Source organism: Cupriavidus sp. 05L310 (assembly GCF_056398185.1).
This window is the reverse complement of record NZ_JBFTOX010000064.1, coordinates 21,734-47,118: the sequence shown is the minus strand read 5'-3', so window position 1 is coordinate 47,118 and position 25,385 is coordinate 21,734. Positions and strand designations below refer to the sequence as shown.

General features: G+C 64.4%; 23 protein-coding genes. 8 read left to right on the top strand and 15 right to left on the bottom strand.

Features of this window, described 5'->3' with window-relative positions; translation table 11 throughout:
* Positions 1-10 precede the first annotated feature (10 nt).
* From AC1DS6_RS34665 to AC1DS6_RS34655, 3 genes are all read right to left on the bottom strand, one after another.
* Positions 11-1,369, bottom strand: coding sequence for a dicarboxylate/amino acid:cation symporter (locus tag AC1DS6_RS34665; protein WP_477104142.1), 1,359 nt, complete (start codon positions 1,367-1,369; stop codon positions 11-13).
* A gap of 97 nt (positions 1,370-1,466) precedes the next feature.
* Positions 1,467-2,435 carry a tripartite tricarboxylate transporter substrate binding protein gene (locus tag AC1DS6_RS34660; RefSeq protein WP_441630543.1) on the bottom strand — a complete coding sequence of 323 codons (969 nt, stop codon included), beginning with the start codon at positions 2,433-2,435 and terminating at the stop codon, positions 1,467-1,469.
* Between the two features lie 127 nt (positions 2,436-2,562).
* Positions 2,563-3,639, bottom strand: a complete 1,077-nt coding sequence (locus AC1DS6_RS34655; RefSeq protein ID WP_441630541.1) for a tartrate dehydrogenase — start codon at positions 3,637-3,639, stop codon at positions 2,563-2,565.
* A 146-nt stretch (positions 3,640-3,785) separates the two neighbouring features.
* Between AC1DS6_RS34655 and AC1DS6_RS34650 the strand changes: the two genes are divergently transcribed.
* A complete protein-coding gene (locus tag AC1DS6_RS34650) occupies positions 3,786-4,709 on the top strand; it encodes a LysR substrate-binding domain-containing protein (protein WP_441630539.1) in 924 nt (307 codons plus the stop codon).
* Between the two features lie 155 nt (positions 4,710-4,864).
* Here AC1DS6_RS34650 and AC1DS6_RS34645 read toward each other — a convergent pair whose 3' ends face one another.
* The 4 genes from AC1DS6_RS34645 to AC1DS6_RS34630 all read right to left on the bottom strand — a co-directional run bounded on the left by AC1DS6_RS34645 (position 4,865) and on the right by AC1DS6_RS34630 (position 7,727).
* On the bottom strand, positions 4,865-5,788 hold the full coding sequence (locus AC1DS6_RS34645; protein WP_477104149.1) for an NADP-dependent oxidoreductase: 924 nt from the start codon (positions 5,786-5,788) through the stop codon (positions 4,865-4,867).
* Positions 5,788-6,216 (bottom strand): nuclear transport factor 2 family protein, encoded by a 429-nt coding sequence (locus AC1DS6_RS34640; protein WP_447435544.1) that lies wholly within the window; start codon positions 6,214-6,216, stop codon positions 5,788-5,790. Before AC1DS6_RS34640 ends, AC1DS6_RS34645 begins: the two co-directional genes overlap by 1 nt.
* Positions 6,217-6,307: 91 nt before the next feature.
* Complete coding sequence (locus AC1DS6_RS34635; protein WP_441630535.1) at positions 6,308-6,748, bottom strand: DoxX family protein; 441 nt, start codon at positions 6,746-6,748, stop codon at positions 6,308-6,310.
* A gap of 85 nt (positions 6,749-6,833) precedes the next feature.
* Positions 6,834-7,727, bottom strand: a complete 894-nt coding sequence (locus AC1DS6_RS34630; RefSeq protein ID WP_477104141.1) for a pirin family protein — start codon at positions 7,725-7,727, stop codon at positions 6,834-6,836.
* A 99-nt stretch (positions 7,728-7,826) separates the two neighbouring features.
* Here AC1DS6_RS34630 and AC1DS6_RS34625 point away from each other — a divergent pair, with 99 nt between their 5' ends.
* Entirely contained in the window at positions 7,827-8,744 is a 918-nt protein-coding gene (locus AC1DS6_RS34625) for a LysR family transcriptional regulator (RefSeq protein WP_441630531.1), read from the top strand.
* 155 nt (positions 8,745-8,899) lie between these two features.
* Here the strand turns inward: AC1DS6_RS34625 and AC1DS6_RS34620 are convergent, their stop codons facing one another.
* Complete coding sequence (locus AC1DS6_RS34620) at positions 8,900-9,922, bottom strand: class I fructose-bisphosphate aldolase (RefSeq protein WP_441630529.1); 1,023 nt, start codon at positions 9,920-9,922, stop codon at positions 8,900-8,902.
* 304 nt (positions 9,923-10,226) lie between these two features.
* Between AC1DS6_RS34620 and AC1DS6_RS34615 the strand changes: the two genes are divergently transcribed.
* Positions 10,227-10,832, top strand: coding sequence for a J domain-containing protein (locus AC1DS6_RS34615; RefSeq protein ID WP_441630527.1), 606 nt, complete (start codon positions 10,227-10,229; stop codon positions 10,830-10,832).
* A 42-nt stretch (positions 10,833-10,874) separates the two neighbouring features.
* Here the strand turns inward: AC1DS6_RS34615 and AC1DS6_RS34610 are convergent, their stop codons facing one another.
* Positions 10,875-11,033 carry a hypothetical protein gene (locus AC1DS6_RS34610; RefSeq protein WP_441630525.1) on the bottom strand — a complete coding sequence of 53 codons (159 nt, stop codon included), beginning with the start codon at positions 11,031-11,033 and terminating at the stop codon, positions 10,875-10,877.
* 227 nt (positions 11,034-11,260) lie between these two features.
* Between AC1DS6_RS34610 and AC1DS6_RS34605 the strand changes: the two genes are divergently transcribed.
* The 4 genes from AC1DS6_RS34605 (at position 11,261) to AC1DS6_RS34590 (ending at position 16,688) form a co-directional block, all read left to right on the top strand.
* Positions 11,261-11,410, top strand: coding sequence for a helix-turn-helix domain-containing protein (locus AC1DS6_RS34605; RefSeq protein WP_441630523.1), 150 nt, complete (start codon positions 11,261-11,263; stop codon positions 11,408-11,410).
* Positions 11,411-11,624: 214 nt separating this feature from the next.
* Positions 11,625-14,885 carry an ATP-binding protein gene (locus AC1DS6_RS34600; protein ID WP_477104148.1) on the top strand — a complete coding sequence of 1,087 codons (3,261 nt, stop codon included), beginning with the start codon at positions 11,625-11,627 and terminating at the stop codon, positions 14,883-14,885.
* Positions 14,886-15,006: 121 nt separating this feature from the next.
* Complete coding sequence (locus AC1DS6_RS34595) at positions 15,007-16,392, top strand: FAD-binding oxidoreductase (RefSeq protein WP_441630519.1); 1,386 nt, start codon at positions 15,007-15,009, stop codon at positions 16,390-16,392.
* Positions 16,393-16,496: 104 nt separating this feature from the next.
* Positions 16,497-16,688 carry a hypothetical protein gene (locus AC1DS6_RS34590; protein ID WP_441630518.1) on the top strand — a complete coding sequence of 64 codons (192 nt, stop codon included), beginning with the start codon at positions 16,497-16,499 and terminating at the stop codon, positions 16,686-16,688.
* A gap of 81 nt (positions 16,689-16,769) precedes the next feature.
* On the opposite strand, the gene AC1DS6_RS34585 is transcribed toward AC1DS6_RS34590, so the two are convergent.
* From AC1DS6_RS34585 to AC1DS6_RS34560, 6 genes are all read right to left on the bottom strand, one after another.
* Positions 16,770-17,534 (bottom strand): fumarylacetoacetate hydrolase family protein, encoded by a 765-nt coding sequence (locus AC1DS6_RS34585; protein ID WP_441630516.1) that lies wholly within the window; start codon positions 17,532-17,534, stop codon positions 16,770-16,772.
* A gap of 2 nt (positions 17,535-17,536) precedes the next feature.
* A complete protein-coding gene (locus tag AC1DS6_RS34580) occupies positions 17,537-18,244 on the bottom strand; it encodes an aspartate/glutamate racemase family protein (protein ID WP_441630514.1) in 708 nt (235 codons plus the stop codon).
* 13 nt (positions 18,245-18,257) lie between these two features.
* A complete protein-coding gene (locus AC1DS6_RS34575; protein ID WP_441630512.1) occupies positions 18,258-19,706 on the bottom strand; it encodes an MFS transporter in 1,449 nt (482 codons plus the stop codon).
* A gap of 108 nt (positions 19,707-19,814) precedes the next feature.
* A complete protein-coding gene (locus AC1DS6_RS34570) occupies positions 19,815-21,341 on the bottom strand; it encodes an amidase family protein (protein ID WP_477104140.1) in 1,527 nt (508 codons plus the stop codon).
* 86 nt (positions 21,342-21,427) lie between these two features.
* The gene (locus AC1DS6_RS34565; RefSeq protein ID WP_045240300.1) at positions 21,428-22,732 is read right to left on the bottom strand and encodes an MFS transporter; all 1,305 of its coding nucleotides are present in this window, start codon (positions 22,730-22,732) and stop codon (positions 21,428-21,430) included.
* A gap of 223 nt (positions 22,733-22,955) precedes the next feature.
* The gene (locus tag AC1DS6_RS34560) at positions 22,956-24,176 is read right to left on the bottom strand and encodes a pyridoxal-phosphate-dependent aminotransferase family protein (protein WP_477104139.1); all 1,221 of its coding nucleotides are present in this window, start codon (positions 24,174-24,176) and stop codon (positions 22,956-22,958) included.
* 177 nt (positions 24,177-24,353) lie between these two features.
* Between AC1DS6_RS34560 and AC1DS6_RS34555 the strand changes: the two genes are divergently transcribed.
* On the top strand, positions 24,354-25,073 hold the full coding sequence (locus AC1DS6_RS34555; protein WP_477104138.1) for a GntR family transcriptional regulator: 720 nt from the start codon (positions 24,354-24,356) through the stop codon (positions 25,071-25,073).
* Positions 25,074-25,385 lie beyond the last annotated feature (312 nt).

Genomic DNA, 25,385 nt, shown 5'->3' with positions numbered 1-25,385 from the left:
CGTTCCGGTTTCAAGCACTCTTGCGGGCGTCGGCGGCATAGTTCGGCTGCAACGGCACCAGCGGGATCGGTTCCGGCGCGACACCTTCGTAGAGTTGCTCCAGGTCCTCGGGGTCGACTTCGCCATTGAGGACGCGTTGGACGCGGTCCTCGTCGAGCGCGCCGACCCACTTGGCAATCGCCATGGTCGCAACCGCGTTGCCGATGGTGTTGGTGATGGCGCGCGCCTCCGACATGAAGCGGTCCACCCCAAGCAGGAGAACCATGCCAGCCACCGGAATCTTCCCCAGCGACGCGAGCGTTGCCGCCAGCGTGATGAAACCCGAGCCGGTGATGCCCGCGGAACCCTTCGAAGTCAGCAGCAGCACACCGAGCACGACGAACTGGTCGGTGAGGGTCAATGGCGTGTTGGTTGCCTGTGCGATAAAGATCGCGGCCATGGTGTAGTAGATGCACTGGCCATCGGGGTTGAAGGTAAGCCCCGCCGGCACCACCAGCCCGACGACGGGCTTCGACACGCCGACGTTCTCCAGCTTGCGCATCAACTGCGGAATGACGGATTCCGACGAGCTCGTGCCCAGCACGGTCAGGATTTCGTCCTTGATGTACTTCAGGAATTTGAACAGGCTGAATCCGCAGATGCGGCAAATGGCACCCAACACAATCAGCACGAACAGCGCGCAGGTCCCGTACATGGTGGCGACCAGCTTGCCAAGCGATGCAATGGAGCCAAAGCCATACTTGCCCACCGTGAATGACATGGCGCCGAACGCGGCAACCGGCGCGAAGCGCATGATCATGCCGACGATCGCGAACATGGCGTTGGCGAACGAGTCCAGGGCGGCGACGAACGGCTTGCCGCGCTCGCCCAGATGGGCCAGGGCCACGCCCATGAATACCGAAAACACGAGGATCTGCAGGATGTCGTTCTTGGCCAGTGCATCGACAATGCTCATCGGCACGAGGTTGAGCAGGAAGTCCATGACGCCTTCGTGCTTCACCTGTGCCGTATAAGCGGCAATGCTCTTCGTGTCGAGCGTCGCCGGGTCGACGTTCATGCCATGACCGGGCTGTACCAAGTTGACCACGATGACGCCGAGCAGCAGCGCGAACGTCGACAGCACTTCGAAGTACAGCAAGGCACGCCAGCCTACCCTGCCAAGGTCTTTCATGCTTTCCATCTTGGCGATGCCGAGCACTACCGTCGCGAAGATGATGGGTGCAAACACCATCTTGATGAGGCGGATGAAGATATCGCCAAGTGGTTTGAGCTCGCTGCCGATATGGGGCATGAAGATACCCAGCAGGATGCCCGCCGCCACGGCAATGAGCACCTGGACATACAGTGAGCTGATGAGTCGCCTTTTCATGATGTCTCCTGTGGCGACGCACTTGCAGCGCAGCCTGTCTGTCTTGCCTTCATCGAACGGATGCGGCCGACGTCTTCGCGACGGCCGTGCCTCCCGGTCAGTCCATGCTTACGCGCGCCTCTTTGACGAGCTTGCCGAAGCGGGTGACTTCTTCCTTGATCTGGGCCGTCATCTGAGCCGGGGTGTTGCCGACCGGTTCTGCGCCGATGGCCGCAAACTGCTTCTTCACATCGGGGAGTGCCAGGGCCCTGGTGATTTCCGTGCTTAGCCGGTTCACGATCTCAGGCGGCGTTCCCGTAGGGGCAAGGATGCCGAACCAGGAGGCGATATCGAAGCCTGGCAAGCCCGACTCGGCAAGGGTAGGCACATCCGGCAGCGCGGAAGAGCGCCTGGCCGTGGCGACCGCCAGCGGCTTCAGCTTGCCCGCCTTGATGTAAGGCAGCGCGGACGACGCGGTGTCAAACATCATCGAGACCTGTCCGCCCATCAGGTCGGTGATAGCCGGGGCGCTCCCCTTGTAGGGAACGTGGACGATGTTGGTGCCGGTCTGTGCCTTGAATTGCTCGCCGATCAGGTGATGGGCCGTGCCGTTGCCATTGGACGCGTAGGTCAGCTTTCCCGGGTTGGCCCTGGCGTAGGCAACCAGCTCCTGCACGTTCCTGGCCGGGAAGCTCGGGCTGACAACGAGCACGTTCGGCACGATGGCAACGACGGAGACCGGTGTCAGGTCCTTTTGGAAGTCGTAGGAGAGCTTTTTGTAGACGTTCGGTGCGATGGTGTGATGAACCGCGCCCATGAGCAGCGTGTAGCCATCTGGCGCAGACTTCGCGGCGGCGTCCGCGCCAATGGTTGCGCCAGCGCCCGGCCGGTTTTCGATAATGACGGGCTGGCCCAGCGCCTGCGTGAGCTTTTGTCCCACCGTACGGGCAAGGACATCGGTGGTGCCCCCCGGGGGAAACGGGACGATAAGGCGAATGGGCTTGGCGGGATATACCTGGGCGAAAGCGGTGCCGGCGCCGAGAGCGAGGGCGAACGCAGCCACCGCAGTCCGGATAACGGATTGCATGCCTGTCTCCTGATGGAATTCTTTGTTGGCCGGCCCATTCAGGGCCGGCACGGTGCGGGGCACCTGTGCCGGTGCTAACCCGCCAGCGGTTTGCTGCGGCGCGGCAAGCCGCGCTGCTTTTCCAGCTTCAGGCCGCCTTCTTGACCTGATCGGCCAACACCTTGCAGATGGCTTCGGTGACAGATGCGGTGGTCGCATTGCCGCCCAGATCCGGGGTGAAGACGCCGTTGGCGGTGATCTGCTCGATGGCTGCCATCAGGCGGTCCGCCGCGGGCTTCTCGCCCAGATGCTCGAGCATCATGGCCGCGGTCCAGAAGGTGGCGATGGGATTCGCCACGCCCTTGCCCGTGATATCGAAGGCAGAACCGTGGATCGGTTCGAACATCGACGGAAACACGCGTTCCGGGTTCAGGTTGGCGGTCGGCGCGATGCCGAGGCTGCCGGACAGCGCTGCCGCCAGGTCGGACAGGATGTCGGCGTGCAGGTTGGTCGCGACCACCACGTCCAGCGTATGGGGCTTCAACACCATGCGCGTGGTCACGGCATCGACCAGTTCGCGGTCAACCTTGACGTCCGGATAGTCCTTGGCGACTTCATAGAAGATCTCGTCCCACATCACCATGCCGAAGCGTTGCGCGTTCGACTTGGTCACCAGGGTGAGGTGTTTGCGGGGGCGCTTCCGCGCGATCTCGAATGCGAAGCGGTGGATCCGTTCGACCCCGGCGCGCGTGAAGACTGCTGTTTCAGTGCCGGTCTCGATGGGCAGGCCACGGTGAGTACGACCGCCATTGCCGGCATACTCGCCTTCCGAGTTTTCGCGGATGATGACCCAGTCGATGTCCTTGCCATTCGCCAGCGGGCTCTTCACCCCTGGCAGGACGCGCGCCGGACGCACATTGGCGTATTGGTCGAAGCCCTGGGCGATAGGCAGACGCAGGCCCCACAGCGACACGTGATCGGGTACGTTCAGGGCGCCCACTGCGCCAAAGAAGATGGCGTCGAACTGCTTCAGGCGCTCCAGCCCGCCTTCGGGGATGTAGTAGCCTTTCTCCAGATAGTAGTCGGAGCTCCAGGGAAAATGCTCGACGCTCAGCCTGAAGCCGCCGTCTTGTCCCGCCAGGGTCTCCAGCACTTGCAAACCGGCAGAGATGACTTCCGGGCCGATGCCATCGCCAGGGATGGCTGCAATCTTGTATTCACGCATAGCGTTGCTCCTCGCATTGTTTTCCACACACCGAAGGCCGCTTTCAACCGCCAGGCTTGCCGGCGCCTTCTGTGACCTAACTATCGTTGAAAACTGAGGGAGTAAGATAAACTTAATTTCAAACTAATATTAACTTGAGGTTGAAGATGGGACAGCCTTCCGAACTTGCCTTCTTCGCTGGCCTGGCCAAGGCGGGCAGCCTGTCAGCGGCAGCGCGTGAACAAGACGTCACCCCCGCCGCCATCAGCAAACGGCTGGCTCAAATGGAAAAGCGGCTTGGCGTGCGGTTGCTGAACCGGACGACGCGGCGCATCGGCCTGACTGCCGAGGGAGAGGTCTACCTCGAGCACGCCCGGCGCCTGCTTGCTGAGATCGAGGATCTCGACCAACTGATCTCCAGCAGCCATGTGGCGCCGCGTGGGACGTTGCGCGTCAATGCCCCGCTGGGATTCGGGCGAACCTACATCGCGCCCGCGATATCCGATTTCGCGAAACGGTATCCACAAATGGAGGTGCAGCTCCACCTGACGGACAGGCCGATGAACCTGGGCGATGAGGGATTCGACATAGGAATCCGGTTCGGCGAGATTCCTGACACACGCCTTATAGCGCGGAAGATTGCCGACAACCGGCGCCTGGTCTGCGCCGCGCCCTCCTATCTAAATGCACACGGCACGCCGATCACGCCACACGATCTGACCCAGCATCAATGCATCGTGCTGCGCCAGAACGACTCCGCCTATGGCATCTGGCGCTTCGTCAAAGGCAAGAAGACGGAAACGGTAAAGGTGCGCGGCGCCCTGAGCAGCAATGATGGCGAAGTGACGCTGACGTGGGGCCTGGCCGGGCAAGGGATCTTGCAGCGCGCGGAGTGGGACCTTGCCAAGTACCTCCGAAGCGGCCGCCTGGTCTTGCTGCTCGAAGACTATGCCTTGCCACCAGCCGACATCTTTGCCGTCTTCCCGGAGCGGTTGAACATGTCGGCCAAGGTCCGGGCGTTCCTCGACTTCCTGGTTGCGCACTTTGAAGGGAAACTGCTCAGGGCGCGCGGGGGAACCTCGTCTTGGTAGACGGACGTTGCGATGCATCGGGCGCCACGGCTTCCGTACTGATGGCGCGCAAAGGGGACCGCACGTAGAGTCGGACCGGCGGCCCCGCCCCTTCACCGGCCGTTCGGCGGGCAGAAGATGGACGGCATCGCCTCGCGCGCGTGCCAGCCGGCGCCTTATGCCGTTTGGATAATCACCTTGCCGCGCACATGCCTGGCCATGCTCTTCGCCATTGCCTCTCCGGCTCGATCCAGTGGATAAGTGGACTCAATTTCGACGCGCAGTCTGCCTGATTCGTAAAGCATGGCCAGCGCGGAGAGCTGGGCACCATCAGGGCGCGTCGCAAAGTGCTTTCCGTCGGCGCCGACTTCATGGGCGCGCCTGGCATCCGGCGGGCTGACGCTGGATACCAGCGTGCCACCGCGCTTGAGCACTGACCAGGAACGCACTTGCGTGTCGCTGCCGACCAGGTCGAGTACAAGATCGACATCCGAAACCTTGTCGGCAAAATCGTCCTCGGTGTAGTCGATCACGTCCGTCGCCCCCAGGCCTTGGAGGTAGCTCCGGTTGGCGGCCGAAGCGGTGCCGATCACTTGTGCGCCGGCCAGGTTCGCCAACTGCACGGCCACGCTACCGACACCGCCAGCTGCGGCGTGGATCAGGACTTTCTGTCCCGCCTGAAGCTTGCCGTGGTCGTGCAGCGCTTGCCAGGCCGTCAAAGCCGCCGCGGGAATGCCAGCGGCCTCCAGGAACCCGAGGCCCTTCGGCTTGCGGGCAAGGCGCCCCGCATCCACCACGGCACGCGTTGCATAGCCGCCGACGATGCCGATGAAGCCCAGCACTTCGTCTCCCGGCACCAGTGTGGTGACATTGCGTCCAACCGCAATGACAGTCCCCGCGGCATCCACCCCGGGCGTGAAGGGAAAGGTTAGCGGAATGAAGGCTTGCATGGCCCCACTGACGATCTTCCAGTCAATCGGGTTGACCGAGGTGGCGGCGACATCAATCAGCACCTCGCCATCACCGGGGCGAGGATCATCGAGTTCCTGCAGCGACAGGGAATCGGGGCCGCCGTAGGCGGCTACACGAATGGCTTTCATCAAAGGCTCCTTGCGGTAATGCCGACGATCGGGGTATCAAGTGCCAGCGCGGCCTGCACCGGGTCGAAGTATTCGCGCAGATGCGCGATCCTGCCGTCGCGGGCCGTCAAGAACACGACGTACTCCTGCCGGTAGATGCGGCCGGTCGACTGGATCAGCCCTTCGGCGTGCACCCGCGCAACGGCTTGACGAGGGTCTGCCGCGGGTAGGATCTCGGCGTCGAAGAAGCGGAAATTCGATACCGCACCGATGAACCAGGAGACATGGCGGATCACCGCGTCCCGGCCGCTCAATTTCGACGGATGCCCGATGCCCGGCGCGTAGGGCAGTTCCCATACGATGTCCTCGGCAATCAGTTCCTGCCATTGCTGGTGGTCATCAACCAGCCACTGGAGGTGTTGCTGCAACAACTCTGCTGCGACGCTCATGATATTTCCTTGCGTGTCGGGCGCGGTGGTAGCGGAGATTCTTGCCGCGAACCTGCAACTACGTGCTCCCGGATTGTTGGGTACGTGGCATTCAATGCGCCGCGACGGCGCGCGTGCCGGTCGTGCTGCGGCGACCGTCGATGCTAAGCGCGCCGGCGCCATGGGCCACCACCTGCAGCAGACCGCCGGCCATCGCCAGGTTCTTCAGGAAGTGGAACATCTGGTTCTGATCGCCGAGCGCGTGATGGAAGATCAGCGCCGTGACCACGGCGTAGGCGGCAAGCAGCGCAGCAGTCAATCGCGTGCGATAGCCGGCAATCAACAGCACGCTGCCCGCCAGTTCCAGCACCAGCGCACCGAGATAGCCCAGCAGCGGCACAGGCAGGCCGAGCGAGCCGATGTAAGCGATGGTCGCGCCGGGCGCCATCAGCTTGCCAAGGCCGCTGACGAGAAAGATGGTGGCGATGAGGGTACGGCCGATCAGGGGAAGGGCCAGGTGCGAAGTTGCGGTCGTCGAGTTCATGGTTTGCATCCTTGGGTGAAGAAATGGAAAGTACGTAATGAAGAATGGAACGTGGAGATAAAGCGGTAAATGCCTTGCCTGGGAGTCACTCGCATCACCGCAGACGACCATCGGCGCGCAACTGCGTCCCGATCCTGGCGATCTCGGCTTCGCCCCTGCGGAGCGCGTCGTTCGATGTATGGACTGAGTAGTAGCCAAGTGCCAGGTCGTGCGGATGGGGGACCGCCGACGCGACGATGAAATCCGCATCTGTTTCGGCGGTGAAATCGAGCGCGTCCTCGGATTGTGAGAAGACCGCGAGTTCGTCCTGCAGCAACTCGCCACCCGTCGCGAGCGTGCCACGGTTGACGTGTGCCCAGGCCACGGTGTGGCTTGCGGGCGGCTGATAGCGCCAGCTTTGGCCCGCCGCCAGGCGCACGTGCAGCAGTGCCACGCCGGACGGCGCGGCAACCGGGCTGTCTTTTCCAGCCAGTGAGCCCAGTACCAGGCGCACCGGTCCTGATTGCGGTATCGAGGATGCCGGAAGGTATTGGCTGTGCGGCGTGCCGTTCTCCAGGCTGCGCGGCAGGGCGATCCACAGTTGATAGCCCTGGAAGCGGCTCCCCTTCGCGGGACTGGCTGCGTGCCAGATGCCGTTGCCCGCCCGCATCCATTCGACGCTGCCCGCCGCCAACACGCCGGCCGCGCCGGTCGTATCTTCGTAGTGCAGTTCGCCCTCGAGCAGCACGGTGAGGGTAGCGATGCCCGAGTGCGGGTGCATGGGGAACAGCGCGTCGCCTGAGGGTGCGAAATCGAAGTAGTCGAGAAAGACGAAGGGCTTGATCAGCTTGCCAACGTCGCCGGGACTGACGATCCGTGAAACGGGACCATGCCGGCGGCCACCAGTACGCAGCACGATGGCACGATGGCTCGCCGCATCCGGCTGCGCGGCGTGGTGCTGGGTCTGGCCCGCGTCTCCGGCGTGACGGGTCTGCGTTGCGTACTCCATGAAAATCTCCTTCGGCGATGACATGACCGAAGGTTAGGTGCTTGACATATATATTGGTAGCCTATATTTCTAGATGAAATCCATCTAAGGAATAGATACATGCTTGATGGCGTATCCCTGGACCAGCTACGCACCTTCATCGCGGCCGCCGACGAGGGCAGCTTCTCCGCGGCGGGGCGGAAGCTGCGGCGCGCGCAGTCGGTGGTGAGCCAGACGCTCGCCAACCTGGAGGGACAAATCGATGTCCAGTTGTTCGATCGCAGCGGCCGCTACCCGCGCCTGACCGAGCAGGGCGCCGCGCTTCTGGCGCAGGCGCGGCTGGTGGTGAGCGGCATGGACGGCTTCAAATCCAAGGCGCGCGCGATTGCCGAAGGACTTGAACCCGAGCTGTCTGTGGTGGTGGATGTCATGTACCCGATGGCGTCACTGACGGTGACAGTGGGCGAGTTCCGCGATGCGTTTCCACACACCCCGCTGCGCTTGTATGTAGAGGCGCTTGGCGCGGTCATGCGCCCGGTAATCGAGCGCGTTTGCCGGCTTGGCATCAGCGGATCGATGCCCGCGGTTCCCGAGACGCTGGATGCGGAAAAGCTGCTCGACGTGCCAATGGTCACCGTGGCCGCGCCATCGCATCCTCTGGCATCGCGCAAGGGGGCTATCCGGGTACGCGAACTGGAGGGCCACGTGCAATTGGTCCTGACCGACCGCACCACGCTGACCGAGGGGGAGACCTTCGGCGTCTTCTCGCCGCTGACCTGGCGCCTGGCCGATCTGGGCGCGAAGCATGCCTTCTTGCGCGCCGGCTTCGGCTGGGGGCACATGCCAGCGGCAATGGTGCAGGGGGATATCGATGCGGGCGACCTGGTGGCGTTGCGGCTGGAAAGCTTCCAGCCGCGTACCCCGCCGATCGCCATGTTCGCGGTCTACCGCAAGGACACGCCGCCCGGCCCCGCCGGCCGCTGGTTCCTTAACCGGCTGAAGCAGACTTCGCAGCGACCTTTCCTGCGCCGATACTGAGCGCGCTTACCGCAGGCTGGAAGCGCAAGCATGTGATGCTCGCGGCGACGTCACTCGGTCTACAAGGCGCCCGCGGAACCCGAGCAGCGCGGGCGCCTGATGCAGGCAGCGCGCAAGCGTTTGAGCGCCCGGTCCAGACCGCGCCTGCCGAAAGCTCAGCCCGCAGCGGTCTCCAGCGCCGCTTCGTATTGCCCCAGGCAGGCCATGCCATTCAGCCGGGAGCGCTGCAGCAGCGCCCGTTGCGCTTGCGCCGCGTTAGCGGCCTCGCCGCGCCAGGCCAGCAGGGGCGGCTCCTGCAAGGCGCGTCCGTAGGAAAAGGCCAGCCGCCAGGGCAGCGGGCCGAGCCGGTTCATGGCATCGAGATTGGCGGTGGCCTCAGTAGGCGTTTGGCCGCCGGACAGGAAGAAGATGCCCGGCACCGCCGCCGGCACCGTGCGCTTGAGCACCTGCAGGGTCTGCATGGCAACCTCGGCCGGCGTCGCGTGGCCGGCCTCCTTGCCGGGGAGCACCATGCTGGGTTTCAGCAGCATGTGTTCGAGCACCACCGCATGCCGGTGCAAAGCGTGAAAGACTTCGTGCAGCACGGTCTCGGTGACCTCGGCGCAACGCGCCATGGAGTGCGCGCCATCCATCAGCACCTCGGGCTCGACGATGGGCACCACGCCCGTCTCCTGGCAGATCGCGGCATAGCGTGCCAGCGCCTCCGCATTGGCCTGGATGGCAAGCCGGCCGGGCAGTTTGTCGGACACGTTGTACACCGCGCGCCACTTGGCAAAGCGCGCGCCCTGCTGGCGATAGCCGGCAAGCCGCTTGGCCAGCCCGTCGAGGCCCTCGGTGATCTCGTCGCCGGGAGCGTGGGCTAGCGCGAGCTTGCCCTTGTCCACCTTGATGCCGGGCACGATGCCATGGCGCGCCGCCAGCTCCGGCAGCGGCGTGCCATCGTCGGCGCGCTGGCCCAGCGTTTCCTCGTACAGGATCACGCCGCTGATGAATTCACCAAGACCTGGTGTCGACAGAAGCAGGTCGCGCCACGCCCGGCGGCTCTCCTCGCTCGATGCCACACCGATGCGCTCGAACCGCTTGGCGATCGTTGGCCCGCTCTCGTCGGCGGCCAGCAGGCCTTTGCCCGCTTGAACCAGGGCGTCCACGGTGGCTTGCAGCTCACTTCGAGTGTCCATGATGTGGCTCCGTGAAGGTGACATGGAAACAAGCATTTACTCATTAGCGCAATCGCGCAAGCGAGCCGGGGCGCGCAGCCAGTGCTCATGGTGGCCGGCCGAACACTTCGCGCAGCTTGCCCTTGGCCTGCCCGAGCGAGGCGGCGATCTCCCCGGGGCTGCCGTAGGCGTGCGCCGTGCCGAATGGCGTCGATATGCGTAGAAGTGCGCTACCAATAACAACATCACGTCGACACGGCGGGTGACGCTGCTGGCGCGCCACCCCGTGCTAGGATAAAAGCCCCCCAGCAGCCGCCCCAGGCCCATGACCACCCTCTACGCGACCCTCGGCGTGCAATCGGACGCTACCCTGGACGAGATCAAGCGCGCCTACCGCCGCGCCGCGATGAAGTGGCACCCCGACCGCAACCTTGGCCGCGAGGCGCAGGCGCACGAGGCATTCCAGGAGATCCGGGATGCCTACACCATTCTTTCCGATGCCGGGCAGCGCCAGATCTACGACGAGGTATTCGAGCGGGAGATGCGGCGCTGCCAGGCCGAGCGCGAGGCGCAGGAAGCGCAGGAGCGCGAGGCGCAAGGCGAAGCCCAGCGCGTCGCGCAGGAACACTACGAAAAGATGGTCGCCATCGCGATGCGCTTTGCCGACGACGGCCACAACCGCGACGTCATCTTCGGCGTGCTGCTCGGCCGGGACTGCGACGCGGAACTGGCGGCACGCATCGCGGACAGCACATGGGCCTTGCAGGAGTCGCGGCGGGCAACCGTGCCGGCCGCGGACGCGCCTGACACCGAGGCCGCCCCGCCGCCCGCCGGTGCGGCGGCGTCAAACCCCGACGAGGTGACGCGGCCCGGGCGTCACCCCGGCGCCTTCGATTCGTTCTGGCACGGCTTGTTCGGCCTCCGCTCATAGGAGCGGAGCGGGCTGCGCCAACGGCATCAGGACGATGCCGCCCTACCACGCCGATCCGCGCGATCGGAGCGCCGCCGTATCGTATCGGCTCGCGGCCATCATTTCGTCTTCGCACAGCGCGTCCTGGAGCACATAGTCGAAACGCACATGCGTGAACGGGCCCGTTACGCCAAGCGACGCAAACGCCGTCGAGCTTTCCAAGGGACCTCCTGCCGCCAGCACGCGGCGATTGCGTGACATCTCGACGAAAGCGTCGAGGCGGATCCCATGATGCAGCGCACATACCGCGTGGAGACTATGGCGTTTAACGCACGTGTCAAGCCGCGAACCCGTCGGGCGGTTTCGCTTTCGTCCCGGCAAGCTTCTGCGGCGAGCGTAGTTCGCACTAGACTGAAGAACGCAGAACTGCCATCCGGATGCTCCGAACAATGCGCAAGCTCGAAGGCGTGGTCGGCTTCGTCGCCGTAGTGGAGGCTGGCGCGATCAGCGAGGCCGCGCGCCGCCTCCATCTGTCCGAATCCGTCGTCAGCGAGCGCTTGGCCGATCTGGAAAAAATTCCTTGGGAGCAACCCTGCTGAGACGAACGACACGACGGCTGGCGCCTACCCGGCATGGCGCATCGCCTCCGGCTCCGGAGTCCATTGACATCGCCCACGCTGAAGTCCGATGCGTGCCTGCGCGATTACGCATGTTTGTCGAGTGCGTCCGCACCGCCATCGGCAGTCCAGCGTACCAGGACGTGGGCCGGCCTCCACGACGCCGCCGAAGTCGCCTAGATCTCCGGTGACCAGCATGGCGCCTGAAGCTCGCTACTCTGTCCGACTGTTCGGCGAGTTCCATCTCGACGGCGCCGACGCGCCAATGCCTGACGCGAATTCTCCCCGCTTGCAGGCGCTGCTTGCCTATCTGATTTTGCATCGAGACGTGCCGCAGTCGCGCCAGCAACTCGCCTTCCTGTTCTGGCCCGATTCCACGCAAGCGCAGGCACGCAACGCATTGCGTCAGCTCCTGTTTCATCTACGCAAGTCATGGCCGCACGCAGCCAGTTTCGTCCACGCCGACGCGCAAATGGTGCGATGGTTGCCCGATTCCGCGTTCGATCTCGATGTCGCGCAGTTTCAGTCGGCCCTGGCCACCGCGGCGCGGGCCGCAAGCAACAACGACGCGGCCACCGAGGAAGAGCTCCTGACGCATGCAGCGGAACTGTATCGGGGCGACCTGCTAGCCAGTTGTTACGATGAATGGATCGCCCCGCAGCGCGATCAGTTACGCGAAGCGTGCATCGCGGCGCTCGTGCGGCTCAGCCTGTTGAGCGAGGACAGGCGCGACTACGCAAAGGCGTTGAAACACTCGCAGCAGTTGCAGCGGCTCGACCCATTGCGCGAGCCCACCTATATGGCGCTGATGCGCCTGCATGCCCTGAATCACGATCATGCATCCGCGCTGCGCGCCTATCGCAACTGCGTTGAAACGTTCACGCGCGAGCTGGGCATCGTGCCCAGTGAAGCCTTGCGCGAGGCCTATGCGCGCCTTGCTGCCCAGGCTGCGCCAACACAGCGTCGACGCCCACGGGACCCCATGCTGTCAATGATCGGACGCCACGACGAATGGCGGCGGCTTCTCGAAGTGTGGCAGCGTAGTCAGCTTGGCGACAAGCAGTTCGCCCTGATCTCGGGCGAAGCAGGCATCGGCAAGTCGCGCCTGGCGGAGGAATTGCTCGTGCACCTTTCCGGGCAAGGCTTCACCACGACGCACTCGCGCGCGTACGCGGCCGAGGGGCGGGTCGCGTTTGCGCCGGTCACCGGCTGGCTGCGCAGCCCCGCCTTGCACGAAGCGATGAGCGGACTCGACAGACTGTGGCTGACCGAAGTCGCGCGCCTGTTGCCAGAGCTGCTGACGCAACAACCCGGCCTGCCTCCGCCCTCCCCACTCACCGAATACTGGCAGCGCCAGCGGTTCTTCGAAGCGCTGGCGCGCGCCGTGCTGGCGACAGACGGGCCGCTGCTGCTGTTGCTCGACGATCTGCAATGGTGCGACGCGGAGACGCTTGAATGGCTACGTTTCCTGATGCGCTTCGACGTGAGCGCGAAGCTCCTCGTGGTCGCCACGGCGCGGCATGAAGACCTCACGCCCTTGCACGCCGTGAGCCAGCTGCTTGACGCCTTGCGGCGCGACGACCAGCTCACGGAGATGTTGCTGGGCGCGCTGGATGCCGCCGAAACTGCGAAGATCGCGGCGCAGATCATCAATCGGCCGCTGGCCGATGCGGAGGCAACCCGGCTATTCGAGGAAAGCGAAGGCAATCCCCTGTTCACGGTCGAGATGATGCGCGCCCGGTCCGGCACCGCGACGGCCGGCGGCACGCCGCACGGCACGGTCCCGAAGTTGCCACCCAAGGTGTACACGGTGATCTCGAACCGTCTTGCGCAACTGTCGCCTGCCGCGCGCGATATCGTCGGCGTCGCGGCGATCATCGGGCGAGCATTCACCGCCGATGTGCTGGCCCAGGCGAGCGACGTGCGCGAGGACGCCCTCACGAATGCGCTGGATGAACTCTGGCAACGAGGCATCGTGCGCCAGCCGGACAGCGGGGGCATTGCCTTTGACTTCAGCCACGACAAGATCCGGGACGTGGCGTACGCCGAGGTCAGTCCGCTGCAACGCCGCCGCCTGCATCAACGCGTGGCACGCGCACTTGAACAGGCGCCGGACGATGATCTCGACGCTGCCAGCGCGCAGATTGCCGCGCACTACGAACAGGCGGGCCTGCCTACCGATTCAGCCGCGTTCTATCGGCGCGCGGCCGGCGTTGCGCAGAGTGTGTACGCCTATGACGATGCCATCGCCCTGCTGCAGCGCGGGCTGGCGCAAGCCGATCAGATCGTCGATCCGCAAGAGCGCGCTCAGCAGTCGCTGGCATTGCAACTCGACCTTGCGCCGCCGATTCGCATTTCCCGTGGGTGGGCGGCACCGGAGCTCGACACGCCACTGCGGCGCGCCGTGGAGCTCAGCAGACAGGCGGGCGACTTCGGTCAGCAGGCGCGCGCCCAGGTCAGCCTTGCCTTCTTTCTCGTCGTCAGTGCGGAGCTTGCCCAGGCACGGAGCCTGAGCGAGGAACTCATCGCGGGATTGGGCACTTCCGGGTCGGGTACCTACGCGTCGATGGCATGGACCAACATCATGGGGAGCCTGGTCCAGCAGGGTGACTGGGTGGCGGCGGAGCCAGCGTATCAACGCGCGATCGGCGCTTATGACGAAACCCAGCACGCCGAGCATGTGTCGTTGATGGGCGGAAACTTCGGCGTGCTGGCCTCGGCGTGGTCGGCCCATGCATTCTGGTTCACCGGGCTTGCCGATCAGGCCCTCCGGCGTGGACGCGAAGCGCTGGAGGTGGCAAACCGGCTGGCACACCCGTTCTCCCAGGCGCTGGCGCTGTCTTATCTTGCAACGCAGCATGCCCTGCGCCGGCAGCACGGTCTCACGCTTCACTACGCCCGACAGGCACGTTCGATCGCCGATCAGTACCACGTCGGCTACTACCTTGCCTGGGCTGACGTGCTGCTCGCCTGGGCCAATGCAAAGCAGTCGCCCGGCGCCGACGCCGTGGCGGCAATGCGGGCGGCGATCGAGGGCTTTCATGGCACCGGCGCGCGCCTGCGGCTGCCGCTGTATCTCGGCATGCTGGCGGAATGCCTGGGTGACGTGGGCGAGACCGAGGCCGCGCTTGCGGCGCTGGATCAGGCGCTCCATCATGCGGAGCACACTGGCGAGCACTGGCTGGACGCGGAGCTCTATCGCCTGCGCGGCGAGCTTCTGCTGCAACGCAGCGCCAACCTGGCCGAAGCCGAATCGTCGCTGATCAAGGCGATCGAGATCGCCGCCGCTCAACGGGCTCGCCCTCTCGAGCTACGCGCCGCGCTGTCGCTGGCGGCATTGCGCGAGCCACGGGAGGGTATCGGCGCGCGCCGAGTGGTCGAGCCGCCGCTCGCCCGATTCGCCGAGGGCTTCGACCAGCCCGACATCGTCCGGGCGCGCGCGTTACTGGCGCGTTAGTGATGGTTTGGCCGCTCCGGGCCAGCCGCGTCGGAGATTGGCGCATATAACGGTGCGCCTAACGCCTTTCAAACGCCGAGGTTGATAAAACTCCTGCATACCTACCGGACAGGAGGCAACCATGGAAGGTGCTCTGAGTGAAACCGTCGTCACGGCGCTGAAGCCGCATTTTCGGGGGCAATTGATTCAGCCTGGCGATGCGGCCTATGACCAGGCACGCGCGGTGTACAACGGCATGATTGACAAGCGCCCGGCACTGATCGCGCGCTGCACGGATGTCGCGGACGTCATTGCGGGGGTGAACGCCGCGCGAGACAGCGGAATGCTGCTGGCCGTACGTGGCGGTGCGCACAATGGCGCGGGGCTCGGCACATGCGATGGCGGACTGGTGGTCGACCTGTCGCCGATGAAAGGCGTGTTTGTCGATCCGAAGCGCAGCACCATTCGGGTTGGTGGCGGCTGCACCTGGGGCGATGTGGACCACGCCGCCAGCGCTTATGGACTGGCGACGCCGAGCGGCTTCATCTCGACCACGGGCGTGGGTGGGCTGACGCTTGGCGGGGGCATTGGCTACCTTAGCCGCGCCTACGGCCTGACGATCGATAACCTGCTTAGCGCTGAGGTCGTTCTGGCCGACGGGCGACTGGTCAATGCCAGCAGCGACGAGAACGCGGACCTGTTCTGGGCGCTGCGCGGCGGTGGCGGCAACTTCGGCGTGGTCACCTCATTCGAGTTCAAGGCCCATCCCGTCGGCACGGTCTACGGCGGCCCGATGCTGTGGCCGATGGACCAGGCGCGCGAGTTGATGAAGTGGTGGCGCGATTTCATCCTGACTGCGCCGCAGGACATCAATGGCTGGTTCGGCTTTGTGACGGTGCCGCCCGGGCCGCCGTTCCCCGAGTCTGTCCACCTGCAGAAGATGTGCGCCGTGGTGTGGTGCTACACGGGTCCACTCGATCAGGCCGAGGCGCGGTTCAAGCCGATTCGCGACGCCATGCCGCCAGCGGTGGACTTTGCCGGCTCCATTCCTTGGCCGGTCTTGCAGAGCCTGTTCGACGCGCTGTATCCGCCTGGCCTTCAGTGGTACTGGAAAGCCGACTTCGTGAGCGACCTGAGCGACAAGGCCATCGATCTGCACATCAAGTATGGGCATCAGTTGCCGTCCATGCACTCGACCATGCACCTGTATCCCATCAACGGCGCGGCGCATCGCGCGGGCCCGAATGACACCGCGTTCAGCTACCGCGATGCGAGCTTCGCCAGCGTGATTGTCGGCGTCGATCCCGACCCGGCCAACAACGACCGCATCGTGCAGTGGGCCAAGGACTACTGGCTGGCGCTGCATCCGCACTCGGCCGGCGGCGGCTACATCAACATGATGATGGACGAAGGCAACGACAACGTGAAGGCTGCCTATCGCGACAACTATGCGCGACTGGCGGAGATCAAGCGCAAGTACGACCCTGCAAACCTGTTCCGCGTGAACCAGAACATCAGGCCCGCCTGAGCGTGGACCGAAGGTTGCGACTGCTGAAATCATCGTGGGACTCGCCGCCCCGATTCCCGGCGACTCCCACTCCCCTTGCCTGCCGGAATCGCGAGGAGAAGTTCATGAGCAAGCTGGTTTGGGCCGGGCTCGCAGCCCTGGTGCTTTTCACTGCCTGCACTGACGCCGGGAGGAGCGTGGACTGTGCCGGCGGCATATCGATGGGTGGGTTGGGTGCAATGGAAGCGCTCGGTGAAGTGGCTGGCGCAGCTTTCCCGATGAACGGTGGGCAGTTTCCGCTCTATCTGTTGCGATAAGCCTGGCCCTGCGGGAGACCGAAAAAGAAGGCGTGCCGACCACCGGTTACGCCTCGATGAATCCCGATTGTCCCGCCATCCTCAGAACTGGATCGAGGCGCGGCCAATGCCTTCGAATTCCGCTGTCACAAGGTCGCCAGCCGACGCCGCCAGAATTCCGACCCAGGTGCCCGTGGTGACGACGGTGCCGGCTTCCACGCTTCGGCCCGCGCGCGTGGCGTGGCGCAGCCAGGCCACCAGTCCGTAGGCCGGATCGCCCAGGGCATGGGTGCCACGGCGTTCGATCGATTCCATGCCAATCTGCACCCGGCAACGCTGTGCCGCCCAGTCTCGCGCTTCATAGTCACGCCACTCGCCAAGCACAAGCGCCCCGTGGGCCTGCAGGTCAGCCAGCTTCAGTAGCGCAGGTGCGGCGACGTACTGCTGCCAGCGCGAGTCGACGACCTCAATCGAGACCGCCATCGCGTCGATCAGCGCGGCCGCGCCCGGACCATCGAGGGCGGCCGCCTGCGCGGCGTCCACCCCGCGCCCGAGCCGCAGCGCGATCTCGGCCTCAATGCCGCGCCACGTGAAGGGCCAGTCCCCGGCATGCGCGGGGCTGGTCCACACCCCGGCGGACGGAAGTTCGGCGTGTGTCAGTTGCGCCTCGCGTGAAGGCCCGCCGGATTTCCAGTACCCGGCGCCTGTCTTTTGCCAGCCAAGCGAGCGAGCCACGACCGACTGCACGGCGTAGGCCTGCTCCGGATTGTCAAGCGCCGTGGCGAAGCGCTCCGCGTCGGCGCAACGGTGCTCGCGCCGTGCGCAAAGCAGGGCCTGCGCGACCGTATCGATGTTGGTTGATGTCATGCTTAGGGCAATTCCTTGAATGAAGGATTTGAATGACTCCGCGACTCGCTCGCGGCAAGCGCGCGCAGCAGGCTGCGGCACGCTGCTGGCACCGGACCGATCACGGGAATGGAAAAACGCGCGCTCAAGGCCTGGGCCGCCTGGCCCAACGGGCCACCTCCTATCACCACCGCTTGTGCTCCGTCAGCTTCCACGCAGGCCCGGACCGCTTCTGCCAGTGCGGCTTCCAGCGCCGCCGGGTCAAGGCCAAGCATGCGAGGATCGCCGCGGGTGAAACGCACACCCGTGAAGCTGGCATCGAGTCCGTAGCGCCGTACATTGGCTTCAATCGAGGACGCCAGGAACGGCGTCGTCGTGGCGATACCGAATCGACGCCCATGCTGCGCCGCTTCTCGCATGGCGGCTTCGCCGATCCCCACCACCGGCACGGCTAGCCTGCGCCGAAGCGCGTCCGCGCCGGGATCGCCGAATGCGGCGACGATGACAGCGCGCACGCCTGCGCGATCCGGACCGGCGCCGGGCAGATCCATGGCGCCGACCGCGTCCGCGGCGGCGCGCAGATCTGCCTCGTCGACGATCATCGGCACACCGCGCGCCATCGTCAGGCCGCGGATCTCCAGGTCGCCGGCAAGTGTGGCACGCGCGATGTCAACCATCATCTGCGTGGTCGACTGCGACGTATTCGGATTGATCAGCAGGATGTGGTTCATCGCGATGCGCCGATCAGGAGCCGCTTGCGCTGGCCGCACTACCACCTACCGCGAGATCGGCTTCGTCGTCGGCGGCTGTCTCGCCCATGGCGCGGCCGAAGGTTTCCGGCGCAAACTGGACACTCAGTGCGAAAACAGCGTACATCGCTGCCAGCATGCTGAACATGCCGCCGACGCCGTAGGTTTCGAACACCCGGCCGCTGATCAGCGGTGTCAGTGCCCCGGCCAGCGTGCCGAGCGCCAGGATCAGGGAAGTGCCGAACGCGCGAACGTGCGTGGGATATTGCTCCGGCGCGAAGATCCAGATCGAGGTGTTGAGCAACACGACACAGAACGTAAAGGCCGCGCCGAACAGCAGTACCAGGGCGACGTTATACGTCAGGAAGCCGAAGCATAGTCCGGCCGTGCACGCCAGCCCGGCGCCTACCGTCAGCACGCGCTTGCGCGGGATGTGATAGCCGCAGTACGAAGCCGCGAGCGCGCCGAACAGGCTGCCGCTCTGCATCACCATGGTGAAGAGCAAACTCTTGGAAATGGTGTAGCCCTGTGACATCAGAATCGTCGGCATCAGCGTCAGTACGGAAATCTGCGCCCCGTATGTCATGGACACCGCAATCCCGAGCGCGATCGTGCGTCGGCCCAGACGGCCTTTGAATACGTCGCTCAGCCGCACCTTGGCGCGCGGCGCCTCATCCTGCACCGATGCCTTGATGTACGGCGTCGGCTCACCTGCGAGCTTGCCCAGCCGGCCCGACGCCAGGATCGACAGCACGCGGTTAGCCTCGTCTACCCGTCCCTTGGACAACAGGAACCGCGGTGTCTCCGGAATAAAACGTCGATAGAACACGACAAAGAACGCGGGGACCACCAGGCAGGCGAACAGCCAGCGCCAGTTGTCCGGTCCCGGGAACATGGCGAACACGGCCAGGCCAAAGGCGGGCGCCAGCATATTGCCAAGACCACCGCTGCCCACGCTAACCATGCCTACCGCCGTACCCCGGAAGCGGGTCGAGCACAACTCGGCCAGCATCGTCACAGCAATGGATATCTCCCCGCCCAGGCCGATGCCGACGATAAAGCGGCCCGCAGCCAGCACCGCATAGTTCGGCGCCAGCGCGCAGATGATGGCGCCCAGCGTGAACAGCAGCAGGTTTGCACTCAGCATGGTGCGCCGGCCATAGCGATCCGCGATATAGCCCGATCCGATGCGTCCGAGCGCGGCGGCACTGAAGGTCAGTGTGTTCAGAAAGCCGATCTGCGCCACTGAGATGCCCCATTGCTCCCGCAGCATGGGGCCAACCAGGCCGACCGCATTCTGCTCGAAGACGTCGAACATCACACCCAGCATGATCATGAAGATGATCTTCTTGTGCGAAGCCGTCACGCCGATGCCATCCATTGCCCGGTCGAGCTCGTGCTGCTGTGGGGAACTCGACGATTGAACTACCACTTCTGCGCCCATCTTTGTCTCCTCCTCGTTTGAGGTCGTCACGGTGTATCCGCAAACTTCTCGCCGCCTGGATCGGCTGGCGTTTGTAGAGCAGCAATGAAGATTCGTTCCGATACGCCCCTATTCGAGCGCCGGTGCCGCGTACGGCGCCCGGCGCGCGCGCAGAGCCTGCTCGGCCGCATAGGCCAGCCTTATCAGCACGGGTTCCGAAAACGGACGGCCGAAGAGCTCCAATCCAACCGGCACGCCCTGCGGCGCATTGCGGTCCGCGGCGGAAAACCCCGCTGGAATCACGATCGCCGGAAAGCCGGTGGCAGATGCGAGTACGCCGTTGCGATCGGCTTGGGGCTCACCGATCGGCGCCACCAGGCGGCGCTGATGCGGAAAGGCCAGCACGTCGATCCGCTGCGCTTCCATCAGATTCAGTAGCCGCTGGCGCAATGCCTGCTGACGTTGCAAGCGCTCGCGGTATTCCGCGTCCTTGCCCGCGAGCGCCACTGCCGTGGTCAGCGTTCCCGCGACGCTTGCGTGCACTTGCCCCGATGCGATGATGTCTTTCAGCGACCGCACCCCCACGCCCGGTGCGAGCCGGGCCAGGTAGGCATCGAGATCGTGCTCCATCTCGTAGTGATGCACGAGCGTGGACGCCAGGAGTTCATCAGGGCTGATGGCGTCATCCACCGCGACCAGTTCCGCGCCCTGTGTTTCGATGACGGCCAGTGCTTGCTGCATGACGGCGTTGACGGGCCGATGCTCGGGCCCATCGCCGAAGAAATGGCGCAGTACGCCGATGCGCGCGCCCTTGAGCCCGTCGGGATCGAGAAAGGCCGTATAGCTCGCGGGGATGTGGGAGGCGCCCTGGGTTGAGACAGGATCGGCCGGGTCGTGCCCGGCTATTGCGTCGAGTAGTACAGCGGTATCCGCAACGGTCCGTGTGATCGGCCCGATGGTGTCCTGCGTCAGACCGCAGGGAACGAGCCCCGTTCGGCTGACAAGGCCCATGGTTGGGCGCAGGCCGACGAGATTGTTAGCCGAGGCCGGCGACCTGATCGAGTTGACCCCATCGGTTCCGATCCCGAGCAGGCCGAAGTTGGCTGCGATGCCGGCGCCGGTGCCCCCGCTTGAGCCGCCGGGCGTTCGCGTCAGGTCGTATGGGTTCAAGGTCTGGCCAAGCTCCGTACTGACGGTCTCCCCCCCGGAGGCAAGCTCGTGCAGGTTGGTCTTTGCCAGGACGATGGCGCCTGCCCGGCGCAGCCGCTGGACAATAAACGCATCCTGCGCGGCCATATTGCCCCTAAGGCAAGGCGAGCCTGCGGTGGTTTCGATGCCACCGCATTCGATATTGTCCTTGATCAGCACCGGGATGCCGTGGAGAGGAGCCAGGGCCTGCGCCGGCTTTCCGGCGGCCCGGGCGTCCATGCTTTCCGCCTCTGCCAGCGCCTCCGGGTTGAGCCGGAGGATGCTGTTGATGCGGGGGCCGCTTTGATCGTAGGCTGAGATCCGGTCCAGGTAGCCGCGCACCAGTTGCCGTGCCGTCAGCCGGCCGTCACGTATCGCGGCATGCGCGGTGGCAACGGTGGCCTCCATCAGGTTGAACGGCGCTTGCGCATCTGGTCCGTCCGTTTTCGATTCGAATGCACTGTTCATGAGAGTCTTCCATGCGCCCGCTACGGGCGCCCGAGTCGTTGGGGGTGCGGGGAAGCGGTGCGGCGCCGGCGCACCGCTTCCCGTTGTTATCGGTTGACCAGCTTGGCAGGCAAGGTCCAGATGGCAAAGGCGCCAATGATCAGCATTGCCGCGATCATGTAATAGGCGCTGGTGCCACTCTGCGTCACGTCCCTGAGATAGCCGATCATGTAGCCGCTGGTGAAGCCCGCGAGATTGCCGATCGAGTTGCTCATGGCGATTGCCGTGGCCGCCGCGGCACCGCTCAGGAAAGCAGTCGGCAGCGACCAGAACAGCGGCGTGCAGGTCAGGATGCCGGCCGCGGCAATTGACAGGAACACCAGCGACAGCGCGGTACTGTGCATGACCCAGGGCAGCGCCAGGAAGCCGATCGCTCCCATCATGCAGGGCACGATCAGGTGCCAGCGCCGTTCGCGATGCTTGTCGGCGCTCTTTGCGAAGAAGTACATCGTGACAATCGCCGCCACATAGGGGATCGCGCTCAGCAAGCCGATATGGATGGGGTCGGTGACGCCTGTGGACTTGATGAAGGTCGGCAGCCACAGGGTAATGCCGTACTGGCCGGTGACATAGCAGAAACAAATCAGGCTGATGAGCCAGACGCGTGGGTCGGTGAAGACGTTGCCGACGCGCGCCTGCGGGTCCGCCGACCTGACGTCCTCCGCCTTGGCCAACTCCAGCACGCGCTTCTCCTCGCTGGAGAGCCATTTGGCCTTGGCAATCGAGTTGTCCAGATAGTAGAAGCAGAAGAGGCCTAGCAGGACTGCGGGAACGGCCTCGATGAAGAACATCCATTGCCATCCGGCCCAGCCTGCGATGCCGCCCATGCTGCCCATCAGGAAGCCGGACAACGGGTTACCAATGATGCCGGACAGCGGCGAGCCCATGCAGTAGATCGCCATGATCTTGGCGCGCCGGTGTGCCGGATACCAGCAGGACAAGTAGTACACGATGCCTGGCGTAAAGCCGGCTTCGGCCAGGCCGAGCAGAAAGCGCAGCGTGTAGAAGGCGGTTGGCGTCTCCACGAACACGAAACACGCGGAGAGCACACCCCATGTGACCATGATGCGCCCGATCCACACCTTGGCGCCGAACCGGTGCAAGGCCAGGTTGCTTGGCACTTCGAACAGGAAGTAGCCAATGAAGAAGATGCCGGCGCCCAGGCCGTAAACAGTTTCGCTGAAGCCCAACTGCTGCGACATCTGAAGCTTGGCGAAACCAACGTTGACACGATCGAGATAAGCGATCAGGAAGCACAGCATCAGGAACGGTATCAGCCGCCAGCTTACCTTGCGATAGACGGCGTCCTCGAAGGTCCTCACTTTTGTCCCGGCCTGCAGGGTAGTATCCACAGCGTCTCCTCAGCTTTTTTCAGGTATGTCTGTGCTGCTGCACCGATCCTCACGCGATCGGTACGGTGCGGGGAATTGGCGCCACCGCGTACCGGTGACGGACTGGCTCCCGCCGCGATGCCCTCCCCGGCATCGCAAGGCTGGAGGCCAGTCCAGGCGCTGGCCGCCGCGGCGCAGCCGCGCGGAATTCCTCGCTTCGGAACTACAGTTGCGTCGGACGGCGTCAGGCCGCGGCTTTGAGCGGCAAGGGCGTGGCATGGGCGGCCAGGTAGTCCATCGCCGCGGATGTCCCGCTTGCCGCGACCGGCACGCCCGAGATCTTCAAGCCCATTTCGCAGCCGGCGAGCGTCGCCATCAGCGTCAGGTCGTTGCAGTCGCCGAGATGGCCGATGCGGAACATGCGGCCTTTCATCTTGCCGAGCGCCGCGCCCAGCGACATATTGAAGCGGTCATAGATGTTCCTGCGCACAACGTCCGCATCGATCCCCTCGGGCATCATCACGCCGGTGAGAACCGGGCTGTACGCGGAAGGGTCGGCGCACTGGATCTCCAGCCCCCAGGCGCGCACTGCCCGGCGGCATGCCTCCGCCAGCCGCTGGTGGCGCGCGAACACATTGTCCAGCCCCTCGCCGAGGATCATGTCGAGCGCTTCGGACAGGCCATAGAGCAGATTTGTGCTGGGGGTATAGGGCCAGTAGCCGGTGCGGTTCATCTCGATGATCTCGTCCCAGCTCCAGAAGCTGCGCGGCAGTCCTGCCGTCCTGGCGGCTTCGATGGCCTTGGGAGACACCGCGTTGAAACTGATGCCCGGCGGCAGCATGAGCCCTTTCTGCGAGCCGGAAACGGTCACATCCACGCCCCATTCGTCGTGCCGGTAATCAGCAGACGCCAGGCCGGAGATCGTGTCGACCAGCAGGAGCGCGGGGTGCCGCGCGGCGTCGATCGCCTTGCGCACGGCCGCGATGTCCGAGGTAACGCCGGTCGAAGTTTCGTTATGCACCACGCACACCGCCTTGATGGCATGCTGGGAGTCCGTGCGCAAGCGTGCCTCGATCATGTCGGCCTGCACGCCGCGGCGCCAGCCTTCGATGCCGGGCAAGCCGAGAAACTCTGGCCGGATGCCAAGATTCTCGGCCATCTTCTTCCAGAGCGTGGCGAAGTGACCCGTCTCGAACATCAGAACCGTGTCGCCGGGACTCAGCGTGTTGGTCAGCGCGGCTTCCCATGCGCCTGTCCCGGAAGCGGGATAGATCACGACCGGCTGCTCAGTCTTGAAAATCTGCCGGATCCCGGCCAGCACCTTGAGGCCAAGCACCCCGAATTCGGGGCCGCGATGGTCGATGGTCGGATAGCTGATGGCTCGCAGGATGCGATCGGGAACGGGGCTCGGCCCGGGGATTTGAAGGAAGTGGCGGCCGGCGGGGTGGAAGTTGAGTTTCTGCATGGTCTCCTCCAATTGAGTTTTGAATACAAAATACTCTAGCAGAAGAGCTACATGGAGACGGGGCGGATGTTGCTAAAATTTCGCAGTGTTTACCCCATAGGAGAGGGATTCTGCGGCTTTTTGGTGCAATGTTAAGTGTCTGCTAAAATGTATGCAGCAACGTTTTCTGGAATTTGAATGCAAAATTCTATTTTGACCGACACGGATTCTTCCGTATCCGTGCTACCCAAGGTTGAGCGACGGCGCTTGCATGACACGGTGGTGGATCATCTGCGGACGTTCATCGTCGAGGGGGTCTTGAAGGCGGGTACGAAACTCAACGAACGTGAGTTGTGCGAGACGCTGGGCATCTCCCGCACGCCCCTGCGCGAGGCCATGAAGGTGCTGGCGGCGGAGGGGCTGATCGAAAGCACGCCCAACCGGGGCGCGACGGTATCGCGCCTGTCGCCGACGGAGATTCAGGACACGTTCGAATTGATGAGCGGTCTGGAAGCGCTATCCGGGGAACTGGCCTGCGAGCGCATCACGGCCATCGAGTTGGCGGAGATCAAGGCATTACACTACGCGATGCTGGCATGCCGGGCCAAGGACGATTTGTCCGGTTACTACAGCTTCAACCATCAGATTCATGACCGTATCAACGAAGCGGCCCGGAATGTCGCGCTGCGTCAGACCTATCTATCGGTGAATCGGAGGTTGCAGGCGCTGCGCTACCGGTCGAACTATCAGAAGCCGAAATGGGACAGCGCCATCCATGACCACGAGGAAATGCTGACGGCGCTCGAGGCACGCGATGGCAAGCGGCTTGCCGCGATCCTGCGCCAGCATCTGCTGGACAAGCGCGACGCCGTGCTACTCATCCAGTTGAGCGAGGCCGGCGACGCGTCAGGCACATAACGCAGCGGGCCGAAGCGCCCACATCCCACTGCGGCTTGACCAGGGCGAGGCTGTTCAGTCTGGCCAGAGCCAGCCCCCTTGGATGAGCGCTCATGGGCTTACCGGACCTTCCGCAGGCAGAGCCTGGATGCCCGCTCAGGCTGAAGCCGCCATTCGCTCCCTCCCCCGCTGGGCGGTAACCCGACGGCAAGTCGGTCAGCGAGAACGGAAAGTAAGTGACCGCTTGGAAGAAGCAGAAAGACGGGACCTGGAAGGCCATCCACGACATGTGGAACTCGGATGCAAGGCGGGGATGCGGCGTCATCTCCCAGC